The 15773-nt window shown below is 43.9% G+C and carries 11 protein-coding genes and 3 pseudogenes; all 14 read left to right on the top strand.

The features are described 5' to 3' along the window. Positions 1-25 precede the first annotated feature (25 nt). The 14 genes and pseudogenes from FS628_RS06815 to FS628_RS06755 all read left to right on the top strand — a co-directional run bounded on the left by FS628_RS06815 (position 26) and on the right by FS628_RS06755 (position 15569). On the top strand, positions 26-1846 hold the full coding sequence (locus FS628_RS06815) for an ABC transporter ATP-binding protein (protein ID WP_186327727.1): 1821 nt from the start codon (positions 26-28) through the stop codon (positions 1844-1846). Then, positions 1818-3788 carry an ABC transporter ATP-binding protein gene (locus tag FS628_RS06810; protein ID WP_145320262.1) on the top strand — a complete coding sequence of 657 codons (1971 nt, stop codon included), beginning with the start codon at positions 1818-1820 and terminating at the stop codon, positions 3786-3788. The genes FS628_RS06815 and FS628_RS06810 overlap by 29 nt, the downstream gene beginning before the upstream one ends. Beyond that, a pseudogene (locus tag FS628_RS06805) lies at positions 3772-4074 on the top strand (Rpn family recombination-promoting nuclease/putative transposase); the annotation flags it as partial. The gene FS628_RS06810 and the pseudogene FS628_RS06805, both read left to right, overlap by 17 nt. A gap of 309 nt (positions 4075-4383) precedes the next feature. Then, positions 4384-6264 (top strand): DNA helicase RecQ, encoded by a 1881-nt coding sequence (gene recQ, locus FS628_RS06800; RefSeq protein WP_145320258.1) that lies wholly within the window; start codon positions 4384-4386, stop codon positions 6262-6264. Between the two features lie 665 nt (positions 6265-6929). Beyond that, complete coding sequence (locus FS628_RS06795) at positions 6930-8972, top strand: DUF4080 domain-containing protein (protein WP_145320256.1); 2043 nt, start codon at positions 6930-6932, stop codon at positions 8970-8972. A 352-nt stretch (positions 8973-9324) separates the two neighbouring features. Next, positions 9325-9477: a hypothetical protein gene (locus tag FS628_RS32575; RefSeq protein WP_260870943.1), complete on the top strand. Its 153-nt coding sequence runs from the start codon at positions 9325-9327 to the stop codon at positions 9475-9477. Beyond that, positions 9461-9706 (top strand): phage integrase N-terminal SAM-like domain-containing protein, encoded by a 246-nt coding sequence (locus FS628_RS31935; protein ID WP_260870982.1) that lies wholly within the window; start codon positions 9461-9463, stop codon positions 9704-9706. The genes FS628_RS32575 and FS628_RS31935 overlap by 17 nt, the downstream gene beginning before the upstream one ends. A 12-nt stretch (positions 9707-9718) precedes the next feature. Then, positions 9719-10204, top strand: a pseudogene (locus tag FS628_RS31930) (tyrosine-type recombinase/integrase). Positions 10205-10501: 297 nt separating this feature from the next. Then, a pseudogene (locus FS628_RS33000) lies at positions 10502-10972 on the top strand (AAA family ATPase). Between the two features lie 244 nt (positions 10973-11216). Next, positions 11217-11762, top strand: a complete 546-nt coding sequence (locus tag FS628_RS06775) for a hypothetical protein (RefSeq protein ID WP_145320254.1) — start codon at positions 11217-11219, stop codon at positions 11760-11762. Positions 11763-11872: 110 nt separating this feature from the next. Beyond that, positions 11873-13036 (top strand): DUF6602 domain-containing protein, encoded by a 1164-nt coding sequence (locus FS628_RS06770; RefSeq protein ID WP_145320252.1) that lies wholly within the window; start codon positions 11873-11875, stop codon positions 13034-13036. A gap of 127 nt (positions 13037-13163) precedes the next feature. Continuing rightward, positions 13164-13874: a hypothetical protein gene (locus FS628_RS06765; protein ID WP_145320250.1), complete on the top strand. Its 711-nt coding sequence runs from the start codon at positions 13164-13166 to the stop codon at positions 13872-13874. 155 nt (positions 13875-14029) lie between these two features. Further along, entirely contained in the window at positions 14030-14761 is a 732-nt protein-coding gene (locus FS628_RS06760) for a hypothetical protein (RefSeq protein WP_145320248.1), read from the top strand. 166 nt (positions 14762-14927) lie between these two features. Beyond that, the gene (locus tag FS628_RS06755) at positions 14928-15569 is read left to right on the top strand and encodes a hypothetical protein (RefSeq protein ID WP_145320246.1); all 642 of its coding nucleotides are present in this window, start codon (positions 14928-14930) and stop codon (positions 15567-15569) included. Positions 15570-15773: the final 204 nt, after the last annotated feature.

Raw genomic sequence — 15773 nt, 5'->3', positions numbered from 1 at the left:
AATGACAAGATTGGAGAAACCATCCATGTTAGCTGACAAAAGAACTTATACGACGACAGGCATGCTAACTCGATTATGGACATTAACAGGTAAGTACCGAATGTTCATTATTCTATTGCTTTTCGCCGCATTTATGGTCTCCCTGATTGAGGTCGGATATCTGGAATCGATCCGAAGATTAGTCAAAGGAGCTACGGAATCAAAGTTTTCGTTACTCTACTCAGGTTTGATGATAGGCGTGTCCATTGTAGTATTACGATTGATTGTAACCGCATTCATGACGTGGGTTGAGACGTTATTCCAGCAAAAAACATTATTGTCTGTGCAGTCCCTGTTGCTTGAATCCCTTGGCAACACAGAAACACGGGATCTGGCAAACTATCATACGGGGGATATATCTTCCAGAGTTTGGACTTCTGCCAAGGAAGCACAGAAAGGGATAAACCAACACGGCATTGAACTTGCAAAAAATGTGATACAACTGATCTTTGCTTTTGCTTATTTCAGCTGGGTGAACCTGCCATTGTCATTGGCTATTATTGCATTCACGTTGATCTATCCTCTTGTAACGGTAGGACTGGGTAGACGTCTGCAACGACGACATGATCAGTTGAATGCCAGTGCGGCGTCAAGAGATGAGATGCTGACTGAAATCATTCAAGCCCCTGTGGAGATCCGGAGCTACGGACTCGCGGGTTATGTGCACCAACATTTTAAAGATCGAATGGATCGAGTGTTCAGACATACGATGTCCGTATCTGTGTTACAACGTCTGTCGGAGGCAGCTGGACGGGTCTCGACGTATGGTGGGATGATTCTGATTCTCTATCTAGGCGGCATGCAGGTGTTGAACGGACATATGGATGTGGGAGGATTGGCGGCTTTTCTGGTGGCGAGCAGTCAGTTAACTCGTCCGATTGAGTCACTATCCGGGTTGTGGAATAATTTTATCGGTTCAGCTTCTCATGCGTCCAGAATCTTTGAAGTTCTGGATCTGGAGAAAAAGAACACGGTTGCTCATACCGGTACCAATGCATATGTACGATCCGAACCGGGTTCAGTGGAACATGAAAAGCAATCTAAACCGACCGGTATTAAGGTACAGCATGTGTCTTACAGGTATGCGGAACAAGAAGAAGTGCTAACGGATATTTCTTTTGTAGCGACGAAAGGAAAGCTCACTGTAATCACGGGTCCAAGTGGATGCGGGAAGACCACGTTATTGAAATTAATAGCCGGATTAGATACGCCTGTCACGGGTTCGATCCAGATAATGAAGCAGAACAATTCATTACATGATATGCATGAAGCTCAGACAGAACATGTCAACCAGGTGTATGTTCCGCAACAAGCCTTTATTTTCACAGGTACGGTAGAAGAGAATATTGTTTTTGGATTAGAAGGGATATCACCTGATCAAGTAGAAGTTGCAGCCCAATTGACTCATGCGCATGATGCCATTATGCGTCAATCGCTTGGCTATGGGACAGAACTTCAGCCACAGGGTGGGACAATGTCGGGTGGTGAGCTTCAGCGTATCAGTTTGGCCAGAGCAATGCTGAGGAATCCCGATATTGTATTGCTGGATGAACCGACGTCATCCCAAGATCCGTTGCACGAGCAGCGGTTGAATGATCTGTTTGCCCGTGTCACTACTGACCAAGGCACAACGATTATTGCAGTTACCCATCGATTATCGCTGATCGAACGAGCGGATCAGGTCATCTACATGCAGAAGGGACGCGTCCAAGATACAGGAACTCATTGTGAATTGCTGGATCGTCCGAACGGATATCGAAGCTATATTGCGGAGCAGGATGCGGAAGTGGAGGGACAGCATGAGTAACAAGAGTGAAGATACAGCTTTTGCAGATGACGTTGAAATGAAGAGCAGCCATGAGAAGCGTGGAGCAAACGAGGTGAAGGAAGATCGTGAAATAGATGCTGGATATAAATTGGACGAAAGTTATGTTTCAGATGATCCAAAGCAAGTTGTATCACTGGCAACGGTATGGCCTGTTATTGTGCGCTGGATGAAGCCTTATGGAATAGCTGTAGCGATCCTGCTCATTTTTATTGCAGCAGATGCGGTCTTCGATTGGGGACTTGCCTTCGTACAGGGGTTCTTCGTGGATGCCATTCATGATGGGGGACAGGAACAGCTTAATGCTACCGCGATGATTTTCATCGCTATATTGGCAGGATTTATCGTGTTGCTTGCGATGCATCGCTACGTGTTGGTATGGCTCAAAGAGTCCATGTACAGAGATATGTCTATGGACTTGCTGAAGTTATTAAACAGGATGCCGTATGCGTGGGTTCGCAGACAGAAGTCCGGAGATGTGATGCTTCGCATCAAGGAAGATACCAAGCATGGTGCAGAAGTGGTAGAAGCCATTGCAGAGGGTGTTACGGTTGTATTCATCATCGTATTATCACTGGGATACTTGTACAGAGCAGATGCGTGGGTTGCGCTCATCGCCTTAGTGAGTGCAGGGGTGATTTGGTTCACGGCAAGGCTGTATGATCAGCGAATTGTACATCTGTCCGATGAGGTCGAATCCAGGGAAGGTGAGTCGCAACAGCAGATTCAACAGTATGTTGAAGGAATACCTGTGATTCAAACCTATAATGCATCACCGTGGTTTCTCACACGATTTCGAACACAACAGCAATCCTTGAACCGTGTTGAGGCGAAGTTGCAGATGACTTTGAGCATGTCCGATAACGTAGCGATGGCAGTATTTGGTCTGGCTCAATTGGCAGCATTGTTCCTTATTGCTTTGTCAGCGGCTAGAGGAACCTTGTCTCCGGGTATGGTTGTTGCAAGTAGTTTGCTGTTTGAACTGGTGGTGTGGCCAGTGCTCGGTTTGTCCAGTCAGTGGAGTCAGATGCAAGCCAGCGTGGGTGCATTTGGACGTATCTCTGCATGGTTGAAATTGGCGGACAACAAGAATACAGACTCATCCAATCTCAAGCATGAGGAGCTTGCACAGGGTAGTTATGAACAAGATCAAAGGCACTCACACCAAACAACATACCAAGAGAACGAACTTGCTATGCTGCGTCTTCAACAGGTTACAGTAACCGATGAGGCCAGTGGTCGGAGGATTCTGGATCAGATTACGCTTAATCTGGTTCCTGGTGAATGGGTTGCGGTAGTTGGCGCCAGCGGTGCTGGCAAATCTACACTGTGCCAAGTGTGTGCAGGGTTGATCGAGCCAACGAACGGAAGCGTATTGCTGGGCAATAAACATGTTGCAGCGTATATGAAAAGGGATAATCAATCCAGACTGACGTATATGCCGCAGACACCAACTTTTTTTACAGGAACGATAGAAGACAATATCCGTCTGAGCCTTGACGCTACCTCGGACAAGGTAAAGCTTGCGGCAGAGCAGGCAGGTTTGCATGAATTTATTGAGGCCCAGGAGGAGCAATACGCTGCGATATTGCAAGAGAAAGGGGCCAATCTATCTGGAGGCCAACAACAGCGACTGTCGCTTGCCAGGCTATTCATGAGATCATCCGACCTGTATATTCTGGACGAACCAACGTCATCACTGGATATTCAGACAGAACAGCATGTGATGAATCACTTGCTGAATTTTATGAAAGACAGAATAGGGTTGCTCGTCACACATCGAATGGAGGTCGCTCGTCAGTGCTCTCGTATCCTTGTGATGGAGCATGGCCGAATTGCCGAAGATGGAACGCATGAACAGCTGATGCAGAGGAAAGGATTGTATTATCGTATGAATGTCAGAGGCGTTGCTGCCAATGAATGAACCTACACTGAAGAAGGCGATGGATACGCTGGAGTTCTTGAGTCAGGATCGGGAGGCACGTCGCCTGTATGAAGAGCGTCAGAAGTATTTGCATGATGAAGATTCCATGATTGAGTGGGCTACGGAAAAGGGAATAGCCAAGGGGATAGAAAAGGGATTAGTAGAAGGGGAAAAAAGAAAGGCGATTGAGATAGCAAAAAACATGCTCTCATTTGGGATTGAAGTTTCAGTTATTGCCAAAACAAGTGGTCTAACTGTGTCTGAAGTTGAGGCGTTGAAAGATTAGAAGCGTATCCATTACAAAACAGTCGCTGGATGGCTTAGGGTTTGTCAAGATTAATGCAATCGTTTTGTCCAACTAGGGCAGGACGGTTGTTTTTATTTTGGTGAAGAAGCTTCAAACATTTACAGTAAAACGCGGTTGCTCATTCGGAGCTGGGCCGTTAAACTAAAGGGAGCGGCGTTTGCTTGACGGACAAGTCATGAGAACGCCATTTTGTTGTCGAGGATGCGGCATATGAGCCGCTTTCGGATGTCAGAATCGGATCGGACCAAGCTGGTGGAGTAACACCGGTGATAAGTAAGGAGTCTTTACATGAGTGTGCAAACACCTACATTAGAAGAAGCGCAGGGTCTCCTGCAAAAATATTATGGCTACCCCGACTTCCGTGAGGGACAGAAAAAGATCGTAGCCAGCCTGCTGGAACGCGAAGATACGCTTGGCATTATGCCAACCGGGGGCGGTAAGTCGATCTGTTATCAGATCCCCGCTCTGTTATATTCGGGACTGACGCTTGTCGTCTCCCCGTTAATCTCATTAATGAAAGATCAGGTCGATGCGTTGACGACCGCCGGAATTGCTGCCGCGTATATTAATAGTACACTTAGCGGCAAAGAAGTGAATGATCGCATCCGCGCGGCGCAGCGCGGTGAGCTGAAGCTGCTCTATGTCGCGCCTGAGCGACTGGAGCTGGATTGGTTCCGCGAGGAGATGGGCTATTTGCCGATCTCTTGCGTTGCCGTGGATGAGGCCCACTGTGTATCGCAGTGGGGGCATGATTTTCGGACAAGCTACCTCGCGGTAGCGCCGTTTGTGGATAGTTTGCCGGAGCGGCCGGTGGTTGCGGCCTTTACGGCGACAGCGACGCCCGAGGTCATGGGCGATATTCTGCGGTTGCTGCGTTTGCAGGACCCGCAGACGTATGTGACCGGACTGGGGCGAGATAATCTGGCGTTTAGTGTGCTGCGCGGCGAGAGCAAGAAGGACTTTGTCCTGAATTATGCGCGCGAGCATGCCAGCGAGCCGGGGATTGTGTACGCCGCGACCCGTAAGGACGTGGACGATCTGCATCAGCGTTTGTTGCAGGCGGGATTGCCCGCAGGACGCTATCATGCCGGGATGACGGACGATGAACGGTCCCAGAGCCAGGAAGCTTTTTTGTACGATGATATCCGAGTGATGGTGGCGACCAATGCCTTCGGCATGGGGATTGATAAATCGAACGTGCGGTACGTGATTCATAACAGCATGCCGAAGAACATGGAGGCATACGTGCAGGAAGCCGGGCGTGCGGGACGGGACGGAGAGCCAAGTCAGTGCATTTTGCTATTCGGCGCACAGGACATTATCACTCAAAAGTTCCTGATTGAGCAGAATCCGATGGAGGGTGATCGGAAACAGAACGATTACCGGAAGCTGCAGCAGATGGTGGATTACTGTTATACGACCCGCTGTCTGCGCAGTGCGCAGCTGGATTATTTCGGTGAAGTGCATGACGATAAACCGTGCGGTACGTGCAGTTCCTGTACGGACGACCGTGAGCTGGTAGACATGACAATTGATGCGCAGAAAATATTCAGCTGTATTCATCGCATGCGTGAACGGTACGGTGTATCCTTGGTTGCTTCGGTACTCAAAGGTTCTCGTGCCAAAAAAGTGCTTGATTACGGCTTCAACTCTCTGCCAACCTATGGTGTGATGGGGAATCGGACGGAGCGCGAGATTTCAGAGATCATCAACGTGATGGTATCCGAAGGATATCTGATGCTGTCCGAGGGACAGTATCCGGTCGTTCGTTTGCAGCCACTGGCGGTGGAAGTACTTAAAGGCCAGCGTGAAGTGATGCAGCGTGTGGTCCGCAAGACAGCAGCAACAGCTTCGGGTACGAACTACGGCGGACGTCGTGGTCGCGATGCGATGCCATCAGCGGTCAACGAGACCGTATTCGAACAGCTGCGTCTGATCCGGCGTGATCTGGCAGCGAAAGAGCATGTGCCATCGTACATTATTTTCAATGATGCAACCCTGCGCGAGATGAGTGTGGTATGTCCACAGACAGAACGTGACATGCTGGATATCAAAGGGGTCGGTGAGGTCAAGTACCGCAAATACGGACTACCGTTCTTAGAGTTCTTCCAGAAGCAATCGGGCGAAGAAGTGGATACGGACGACGATGCATTTTACGAGTATGAGTAGGTATGAAAAGGTATTAGTAAGTATGAGTGAGTATGATCAATTATGAGCGAGTGTGGCTGGTTGGGATGAAGTGAGAATTGTTGTTACATTCGCGCTTTCAGGTCTTTGAAGTTCATGACTCGTAAAGCTTAATTGATTAAAAAGTTGATAGATATGCTTCGTGCTATTCGATGGTTCGTCCATAATATGGGGAAAGTGATTGGCATAGGTTTGAGGCAAAGCCTCAAAGCTCATGACAGTAAGATGTGGATATCGAGGATATCGAATTATGGATGGAATGCGAATGAGGTCTTTTACAAGTTGAAGTTGAGTTTGAAGTGAGTTTGAAGTTGATTATGGTGTCTCTGTGGTGTGGACATAAGATGGTGGATTGTCTTTCAAAAGGTGGACATGGACGTTAGAATTGGCCGACAGTAGACTGCACAACATGTGGTTTGGTTGTATGTGTTTTATACTGTATGTTGTGGTTTGGGTTTGGCGGGGTGTATATGTCTGTTTAAGAAGAGTGTCCACTCTTTGAAAGACAAAAGTTGGATATGTCCATAATGAGTGGAATGGCTATAACAAAAGAGGTTTAGATGAACAGCATCCGAGGTAGGATGGCTGTGCAGCTTTCCTTTTACCAAAAAAATATGGTCTGGGTGTCCAGGCAAAGGTTGTGAACCATGAAGGTTATTCTTTCTACATTAAATGCAAAGTACATCCATACCTCCTTGGCCTTGCGTTGTCTGAAGGCGTACAGTGAGAAGGATTTTGATATTGACCTGGCGGAGTATACGATCAAGGACCCGGTGATGAATATTGTGTCTGATCTGTACCAGCGAGGGGCGGACGTGATTGGGTTCTCGTGTTACATCTGGAACATTGAAGAGACGATCAAGGTCATTGATAATCTGAAAAAGGTTATGCCTGACGTGAAAATCTTGTTGGGCGGGCCGGAAGTGTCCTATGACACGGAATATTGGATGAACCGGATTCCCAATGTCGATTTCATCGTGATGGGTGAAGGGGAAGAGACGCTGCATCAGCTTTTGACGGAGCTGGAAGGAAGCAAGAAGTTCCACTTTGTCTATGGACTGGCGTATCGCAAAGGGGAAGAGATCATTCTCATGCCAGGACGGCCGAAAGCGGATCTAAATGATCTGCCGTCACCGCATCGATTTGAAGAGGATATCCCGGAGCTTGGGAAACGGGTTGTTTATTTTGAGACCAGTCGGGGCTGTCCGTTCAGTTGTCAGTTCTGTCTGTCCAGTATCGAGGTCGGCGTGCGGTATTACGATATTGAGCGGACGAAGTCGGACATTCTGTACCTGATTGAGAAGGGTGCGAAGCTGATCAAGTTCGTGGACCGGACGTTCAACATCAAGCGGGATTATGCGCTCGAAATGTTCAAATTCCTGATCGAGAATCATCAGGGGACGGTATTTCAGTTTGAAATTACGGCGGATATTATGCGTCCTGAAGTACTGGATTATCTGGCAGAGAATGCGCCGCCGGGCACATTCCGCTTCGAGATCGGGGTTCAGTCCACGAATGATCCAACGAATGAACTGGTAAAACGCCGTCAGAACTTTACCAAGCTGAGCCGTACGGTGAACAAAGTCAAAGCCAGCGGCAAAATCGACCAGCATCTGGATCTCATCGCCGGACTGCCGGAGGAAGATTACAATACGTTCCGCAAGACGTTTAACGATGTGTTTGCCTTAGGGCCAGAAGAGCTTCAGCTCGGGTTCCTTAAAATGCTGCGTGGTACGGGTCTGCGTCTGGATGCGGAGAAGTACAACTACACGTACATGGATCACGCGCCGTATGAGATTCTGGGCAGTGATGTGCTGCCGTTCAGCGACATTGTACGCTTGAAGCGGCTGGAGGATGTGCTGGAGAAATACTGGAACGCACACCGGATGGACCATACGCTGAAGTATCTGATGGAGCAGGAGTTCAACTCACCGTTTGATTTCTTCCAGGCGTTCGGGGATTACTGGGAAGGTCAGGGTTGGCAGAAGATTGGTCACCAATTGGAGGATCTGTTCACTCGTCTGCACAGCTTCCTGGAGTCGCGGAACACGCCGCATATGGATATCGTGCTCGGCCTGATGAAGCTCGACTATTTCCTCGGCCACAAATACAAACCACGTAAAATCTGGTGGGAAGATCCGCTCCAGAAAGACCAGTGGGCGGGTTATATGAAAACGTTGGCTGAACGTCCGGAAGACGTTCGTCTGCCACGTGTTGCCGGTGCCTCAGGCACGGCATGGCTGGAAAGCAGCGGCACGGGTCCGAGTGCCGCTGTGGGAAGTTCGGCTGCTGCCGGGGAAGACTCTGCCGCAGATGCGGCGGGTGTAATCGGCAGCGAAGCCGGGGATGCAGCGTCGCATGCTTCGAGCGACGCAACAGGGTCCGCCGCGGATGGAGCGGCGGACATGGTGGACGGCAACGCTTCGCGTGCGTTGCCGATGACCTCGGCCATGACCGCGCAGACGGTCATGGGTGCCCGTGCTTTCGCCGACCTTGGTCTCGGCGAAAAGGAACTGCAGAAGCACACCGTATTGGATGTGCTTCCGTTCCGGCTTGAGCGTGTGCTAGCTGGCGCCAGCCCGCTTGCCGCGAAAGGTCGGACGCTGCTGGTCGTTGTATACCAGCAGCATGAAGGGCAGCAGGCGCAGTATTACACGCTGCCGCTGGGAGAAGAAGCCGCTGCCATGTAGGTGCAGCGGCATTGGGGGAGCACAGCGATATTCCCGCTGTGCATCTCCGATAGGGTGCTGCGTCCATCGAGATGCAGCACCCTAACACAATTTGCATGGCAGATTGGCATTATGCAACAGGAAGAAGTGCCACGGCTTTGCGGTCGCGGCACTTTTTGGGCAGGCATCATGGCTATGCGCGGGTGATGCCTCCCTTGATGAGCACCGCGCTCCGTTCTACTTTTTACAACAGCATATATGTTCCGAAAGCATCGGAAGGTCATCTGATTCCCTAGGGGATCAGATGACCTTCCTTTTTGTTTTTCAGAATTTTAGCAAAAACATAATCCATCCAATCGAAGGAGAGTTTCCTATGAATGAACATGCTACTACCAAAGAGGCGATTACCATAACAAAAGGTTCCACTGGATTACTGCAAGGGAAACAATCCATGGAGCAAAGAGCCGTTACAGAAGGCATTAAAATTACGAGGATACAGCCGCAAAACGATCAAAGCATATTGTAATCAGGTCGAACGTTTTCTGAGTAGCTGTCATCTTGAAAGTACAAATGTGACTACTTCCAACGTTCAGATGTATTGTTTAGATTTGCTTGAGCGAGGGATCTCCCATTCAAGCGTGAATCAGACGATCAGCGCGATTCTGCTGAAATTCAATATATACGTCCCAAAAAGCAGACTAAGTTACCTAAAGTCATGTCTGAAAAAGAAGTTGCTCAATTGCTCAAATCCGTAACCAACCTCAAGCATAAGACGATTCTGTTTCTCACTTATTCGTCTGGCCCTTCGTGTAGGCGAAGTCGTTCGTCTTCGATGCAGCGATCTGGATATTGAGCGTCAGACACTTATTGTAAAGCAGGGAAAAGGTCAGAAGGATCGGAGAACTCTCCTCTCCAATCTTGCTTGGGAAATTGTGCAGGAATACATTACTGAGTATAGACCCAATCGTTAGTTATTTCCGGGACAATCTTTGGATCGGCATCTGACCGAGCGTAGCGTGCAAAAGGTTTTTGAAGAAGCCAGACAACGCGCAGGCATTGTAAAAAAGGTTAGTATTCATGCCTTAAGGCACTCTTTCGCTACGCATTTACTTGAAAACGGAACAGACCTGCGCTATATTCAGGAGCTGCTTGGTCACACGAGTGCACGAACAACCCAGCGATATACGCATGTGAGTACGAGGAATATCCAGCGTATTCAGAGCCCGCTGGATCGTTTGGATCTTGGAGATTGAGTGTTTCTATAAATCTCCCTTTTTCACCAAATTCTTCTTCGCAAATACCACTGCTTAGGTTATCATATACGTAGTTCAGATATCATGCAGGATCTATGGTATTTACGAAGTACATAAATTAGATGTTATGTGAAATCAGCGCAAATAAGAAAAATACAAATTTCTATTAAGAGACATAATGGGGACTCCCAGAGAATATTAACCTGACTCAAAGATGAAAGGAGAATTTGAGTGCGTAATAATCATGAAATAGACGATTTTATCTATCAAGCAGATGTTTCCGTTCCATCAGTAGTAATGATGTGTGGTGTGGCTGGATCGGGAAAAACAACATTTGCTCAACGATTAGAGCAGAGGGGCTTTGTACGTCTCTCTATTGATGAAGAAATTTGGGCTACAAATGGCCGTTACGGAATTGATTATCCAGTTGAAATCTATGAGCAACTAAAAATTAAAGCCGAGTTAAAGCTGCGTAATGAACTAGTAAATCTTTTGAATGAATAGCGCAATGTGGTTATTGATTTCAGTTTTTGGCAGCGGAATAGACGAAATGAATATAAGAAGCTAATTGAAGATGGAGGAGGAGAGTGGAAACTGGTTTATTTGAAAGTTCATCCTAATGATTTGCGTGAACGACTTCGCATTCGGAGCCAGCGATTCGATGCAAATGCTGCGTTTACAATAACAGAAGAAATTTTATCTTCTTTCCTCAAGGGTTTTGAAGTGCCTTCTGGAGAAGGGGAAATTATCATAGAAGCTAAAGAATAATCAAAGTGACTAATGTGTAGAGGTTTCAATGAAGGGCTGACATCATATAACATCATATTCACGCTTCGTGCTTGTCGGCCCTCGGTCCGCGAGAAGTGATCGGCAGGGAAGCAGAATCATCGGACACATCCGTACTGACTAACCGCATCGCGGCCGCTCCCGTTGGTCGCTTAAGTCAGTGGGACGTCGTGAATACAGGAACGTTATCTGTAATAGCCTAAACATGAAGGTAGGGAGATATAGAATGAATAGTAAAGTTCAACTAAGTGATGTGAAGCAGAGGGTAGATAAAGCAATTACAAAACTTTTTGAACGCGATCTATATTTATTGATTAATGACTTAAATGAAAGAACAATTGTCCATAAATATGCTATCTACCTTCAAGAACAGTTTAGTGAATATGATGTTGACTGTGAATATAACAAAAACGCTGATGAGGATAAAAACAAAAAGATGATTTACATCGTAGAAAAAGAGTATCGAAAAATTAAAAGGATTAAAAGAGAATTCTCTGCCGATATCATCCAAGACGATATAGAGTATATGGCATTATCAATTTTTCCAGATATTATAGTACATAAAAGAGGAGAGAATTTAAGAAATCATTTGATTGTGGAAATAAAGAAATCAACAAATAACAATCTTCACGAAAAAGCTTTTGACCTGAAAAAACTTGAATGTTATACGGATAAATTAAGACATAACAAGCTTGCATATGAATTCGGAGTGTTTATTGAGTTTGATACAGGAGTTCAAAACCCAGCCAAGCCTGTGCTGACCTGGTTTTAAGTTTATGAATGATCATTCTAAGAAGCGGCTACAACAGATAACATAATATTCACGCTGCGGACATACGTCCTTGACCCGGCAGTCGCCGAACACCCGAAATGCGTCGGGTCGTGAATACAGGAACGTTAGCTGAAATCAGAATAAAGAAGGAGACGTCATATGATTATAAACTCACTAAAAGCAGCCGCAAAAAAATGATGATAGATTTTGAAGAAGTGACCTCTCAGATAGAACATAAAGGTGAGCGTGGAAGCAGTAGAGAAGAAATATTTTCTACATATTTTCGCAAGTACATCCCTCTTAAATACGAGTTTTCAAGGGGAGCAATAATAGATTTGAGTGGTAGGCAGAGCAAACAACAAGACCTTATTATTCATGATGCTTTTAGTAGTCCTATACTTATGAATATGGATAGCACAAAAATAATACCGATTGAAAGTGTATTTGCTACAATCGAAATTAAATCATCCTTAAACAAAAGCCGACTCAATGAGTGCGTGGAAAATATTAAAAGTGTTAGAGGCTTACCCAAACATCCTATAACTCCATTTGTGTCGCCAACAGCAGGATTTGTATTTGCTTATACATCTGATACAAGCTTAGAAACACTTTTGGATAACTTAGTCGATTTGAATCTACAAATAGATCCGAATCATCAAATTTCAGTTGTTTGTGTACTTGATAAAGGGATGATTATAAATGTAGATAAACGAGGTTTCGACAAGATAGAATTACTGCCTTCAATTAATACAACAAGAGCTATTATTCGAAATTCTATGGGAGATAATCTCATTATGTTTTATTTAATTTTAATGCAGTTTCTAAATTCTAGTGTAATAACACCTCCAGATTTATTCAAATATGTTGAGAAGGAAAATTTAGCTAAAGTTCAATATACTATACCGAAAAAGCATGTGCCTATGGACGGTACCTATAATTTTGATGGGCAAGAAATAAGTATGCAGGCGATTACATCTCTTATCGATGATATGGATAGGTTTAAACGGATTCAGACAAAAAAGGCCACATCTACAGAAATCATGGAGTATTTCAGTGATAACTTTGATTCAATATTATCTATGGGTGAATTTTCGTCAGATAGTATATTTAATTTTTTTGGGAAGGAATATTTTATAGGACAACTTAAAACAGCTTTCCAACTGTACAAAAAAATAAAGAATGGTGAAAAGACTACCGAACAAGAAAAAGCATATTGCATTGAAATCGAAAAGGACTTATTTAAGCAATATCAAGAAGGATCTGACATCAGCTAACAAAATATTCACGCTGCGGACATTCGACCTGGGTCCGGCGTTTGCCGGACACCCAGCATACGATGGGTCGTGAATACAGGAACGTTAGCAGAAATTGCCTAGTACATTTAAACTAAAGGAGATAAAAATGACTGATAACTATGAAATTACGCTAAAAACGAATTTTTCTTTTAACCAGATACAGTCTGCAGTATTTTTGGCAAGGAATGCTTTACAAGTGGAGAAAAATAAAAACAATAGTAATGATGTAGTTACTCGAATTCAATATGAATCTTATGTTACAGGCGCGCTATTGTGTACAGTTGGTTATTTAGAAGCTACAATAAATGAATTTTTCTCCAATATAAAAGATGAGAATTATAATAACAATAAGAGATTGAAACCGAAGAAGAGAGAATTAATTAACTCAATGTGGGAACTGGGTATACCAAAGTCAGCTAAATACAGTATTTTAGAGAAATATCAAATCGCTCTTACATTAGCTGATAAAAATCTTTTTAAAAAGGGAGTTAGCCCTTATCAAGATGTATATTTATTAATTCAAGTTAGAAATGCAATTACTCACTATGAGCCAGAATGGGTTACAACTGAATCGGAATTCCCAGAAAAAATAACTGAGCAGGCTTTAGAAAAGAAACTGAAAAATAAATTTGGTTTAAATCCTTTTGCTAATTCGCCTGATCCATTTTTTCCTGATAAATGTTTAAGTTACGAGTTTATCAAATGGGGTATACATTCTTCCATGAAGCTTACAGAAGTATTTTTTGAGGAACTAGATTTGAATTATCCTATATCATGGCTTTTAAATAATGAAATTTATAATTTAAATCTTGAGTAATTTAATAAGGCAAGCAACATCAGCTAACATAATATTCACGCATCGGACATTCGTCCTCGGTCCGGCATTCGCCGAACACCCGACATGTGTCGGGTCGTGAATACAGGAACGTTATCTGGAATTAATATACAAACACTTTATTTAAGGAGAATTCAATGAAGGATAAACAGTTAAGTGACCATAATAAATTTGAAATTACTGATAAAACCTCAGTGGCCGAGCTTTATACTTCGAGTGGTATTATACGTGCATTGGTTCAAACTATACCAAACTTTGGAGTAGTGCTGGACGCCTTTTTAGCAAAGCCAGGCACTAAATATAGAGAACAAAGATTAGAAACATTTGTGAATTACCTGTATCAAAGTCTAAAAGAACTAGAGTTTAAAATTAACTATGTAGAGGCACAATCTGAAGAATTTCATGATGCTATTTGGACGGCAATTGAATCATCAATGAATTCCAGAGTAAGAGAACAGGTAATAATGAATGTAATGATTATATCTAATATCTTAACAGTAGAGAATGAAGAGAATCACAGACCCGAAGAATATTTAAAGATACTTTCCGATCTTTCCCCAATGGAGTCTAAAATAATAGCTATATTTTATAAAGTATATGAAAGTTATGAAGACGACCCATTCTCAGAAGACAACGAATTACTACGAGCGAATAAAATTCAAGCTCAAGAGATTGTTTCTGAAACCTTGAAAATTACGGATAAAGATGAATTGCTGTTCTTACTAAAAAGATTAGAAAGAACAGGATTGATTCGTGAAATAACTGGTAGCTTTTTGGGTTACGGTGGTGGACGGTACACTGCTTCTAAAGTTTTAATAATGTTAATGGATTATTTGAAAAAACATCCATTTCCAAAAATTGACTTATAGATAATTTGTTGAGCGGATTCAATGAAGATATTGACATCCGATAACATATTATTCACGCTGCGGACATACGCCCTTGGTCCGGCATTCGCCGGACACCTCAGCATACGCTGAGGTCGTGAATACAGGAACGTTATGGGAAATCCCGGTAATATGAAAGGAGCATTGAATGATAAGCATTGTAGATTTAGAAGATGAAGGTCAAATCTATTCTGTCTCTAGACAAATTGAGTTTTTAATGTTTTATGATCGAATAAAGTATTTGGTTGATTTCTATAATTACTCAATGAAGTGTTATTATGATTTTCTTGAACAGAAACATAGAGATAGAAAGAAAATTGAAGATAATATTGATGAAATTCTAAAATCTGCTGAAGATCAAAAAATTTATGTAACTGAACATGAAGTATTTATTTCAATTGATGAAGAGATTTTGGGAATAGAGATGAATTATTTAGAATATCAGAAAATGACATTACTAATAATTATGTATTCAGAAGTTGAAAAACTTATCGATAATTTGATTAATTTAAATCAACCTGCAGGAAATATTAAAACTTTGAATGATAAATTACGGAGTTTGTGCTTAAATAAAGGGCTAAATGTAGCTGAAATATCTTACATGCTTGAAAATTTTAATACTCTAAGATTGATAAGAAATAAATTAGTTCATAGATATGACTATTGGGATGATGAAATAGTGATTGATGGACGAAGTTACATTGGAATTAAACAGTTGACTGATTCAATATTAGAGCATCTAGTAAATAGTATTACCAATTCAATCAAGAAGTTAGAAGAGTGTTATTGATAATGGATCTTTGTATGTTAAGCTTCGAAGCCGGGACTTCACATAACATTATATCCACGCTTCGGAGCCTGGTGGCTCCTCGGTCCGCCCGAAGGGGATTAGCGGGGAAGAAGAATCAGGCGGACACATCCGCACCCACCAACCGCATCGCGGCCGGTTAAGTCGGTGGGACGTCGTGGATACAGGAACGTTATGTGAAATCGG

Source organism: Paenibacillus xylanexedens, assembly GCF_007676705.1.
GTDB classification, from domain to species: Bacteria; Bacillota; Bacilli; order Paenibacillales; family Paenibacillaceae; genus Paenibacillus; species Paenibacillus xylanexedens_C.
The sequence above is the reverse complement of the archived record's forward strand: the minus strand, read 5'-3'. Positions and strand labels throughout refer to the sequence as shown.

Excerpts from the sequence above, each read along its gene's own strand:
- FS628_RS06815 (WP_186327727.1), top strand. The coding sequence starts at position 26 with ATGTTAGCTGACAAAAGAACTTATACGACGACAGGCATGCTAACTCGA.
- FS628_RS06810 (WP_145320262.1), top strand. The coding sequence starts at position 1,818 with ATGCGGAAGTGGAGGGACAGCATGAGTAACAAGAGTGAAGATACAGCT.
- recQ (WP_145320258.1), top strand. The coding sequence starts at position 4,384 with ATGAGTGTGCAAACACCTACATTAGAAGAAGCGCAGGGTCTCCTGCAA.
- FS628_RS06795 (WP_145320256.1), top strand. The coding sequence starts at position 6,930 with ATGAAGGTTATTCTTTCTACATTAAATGCAAAGTACATCCATACCTCC.
- FS628_RS32575 (WP_260870943.1), top strand. The coding sequence starts at position 9,325 with ATGAATGAACATGCTACTACCAAAGAGGCGATTACCATAACAAAAGGT.
- FS628_RS06775 (WP_145320254.1), top strand. The coding sequence starts at position 11,217 with ATGAATAGTAAAGTTCAACTAAGTGATGTGAAGCAGAGGGTAGATAAA.
- FS628_RS06765 (WP_145320250.1), top strand. The coding sequence starts at position 13,164 with ATGACTGATAACTATGAAATTACGCTAAAAACGAATTTTTCTTTTAAC.
- FS628_RS06760 (WP_145320248.1), top strand. The coding sequence starts at position 14,030 with ATGAAGGATAAACAGTTAAGTGACCATAATAAATTTGAAATTACTGAT.
- FS628_RS06755 (WP_145320246.1), top strand. The coding sequence starts at position 14,928 with ATGATAAGCATTGTAGATTTAGAAGATGAAGGTCAAATCTATTCTGTC.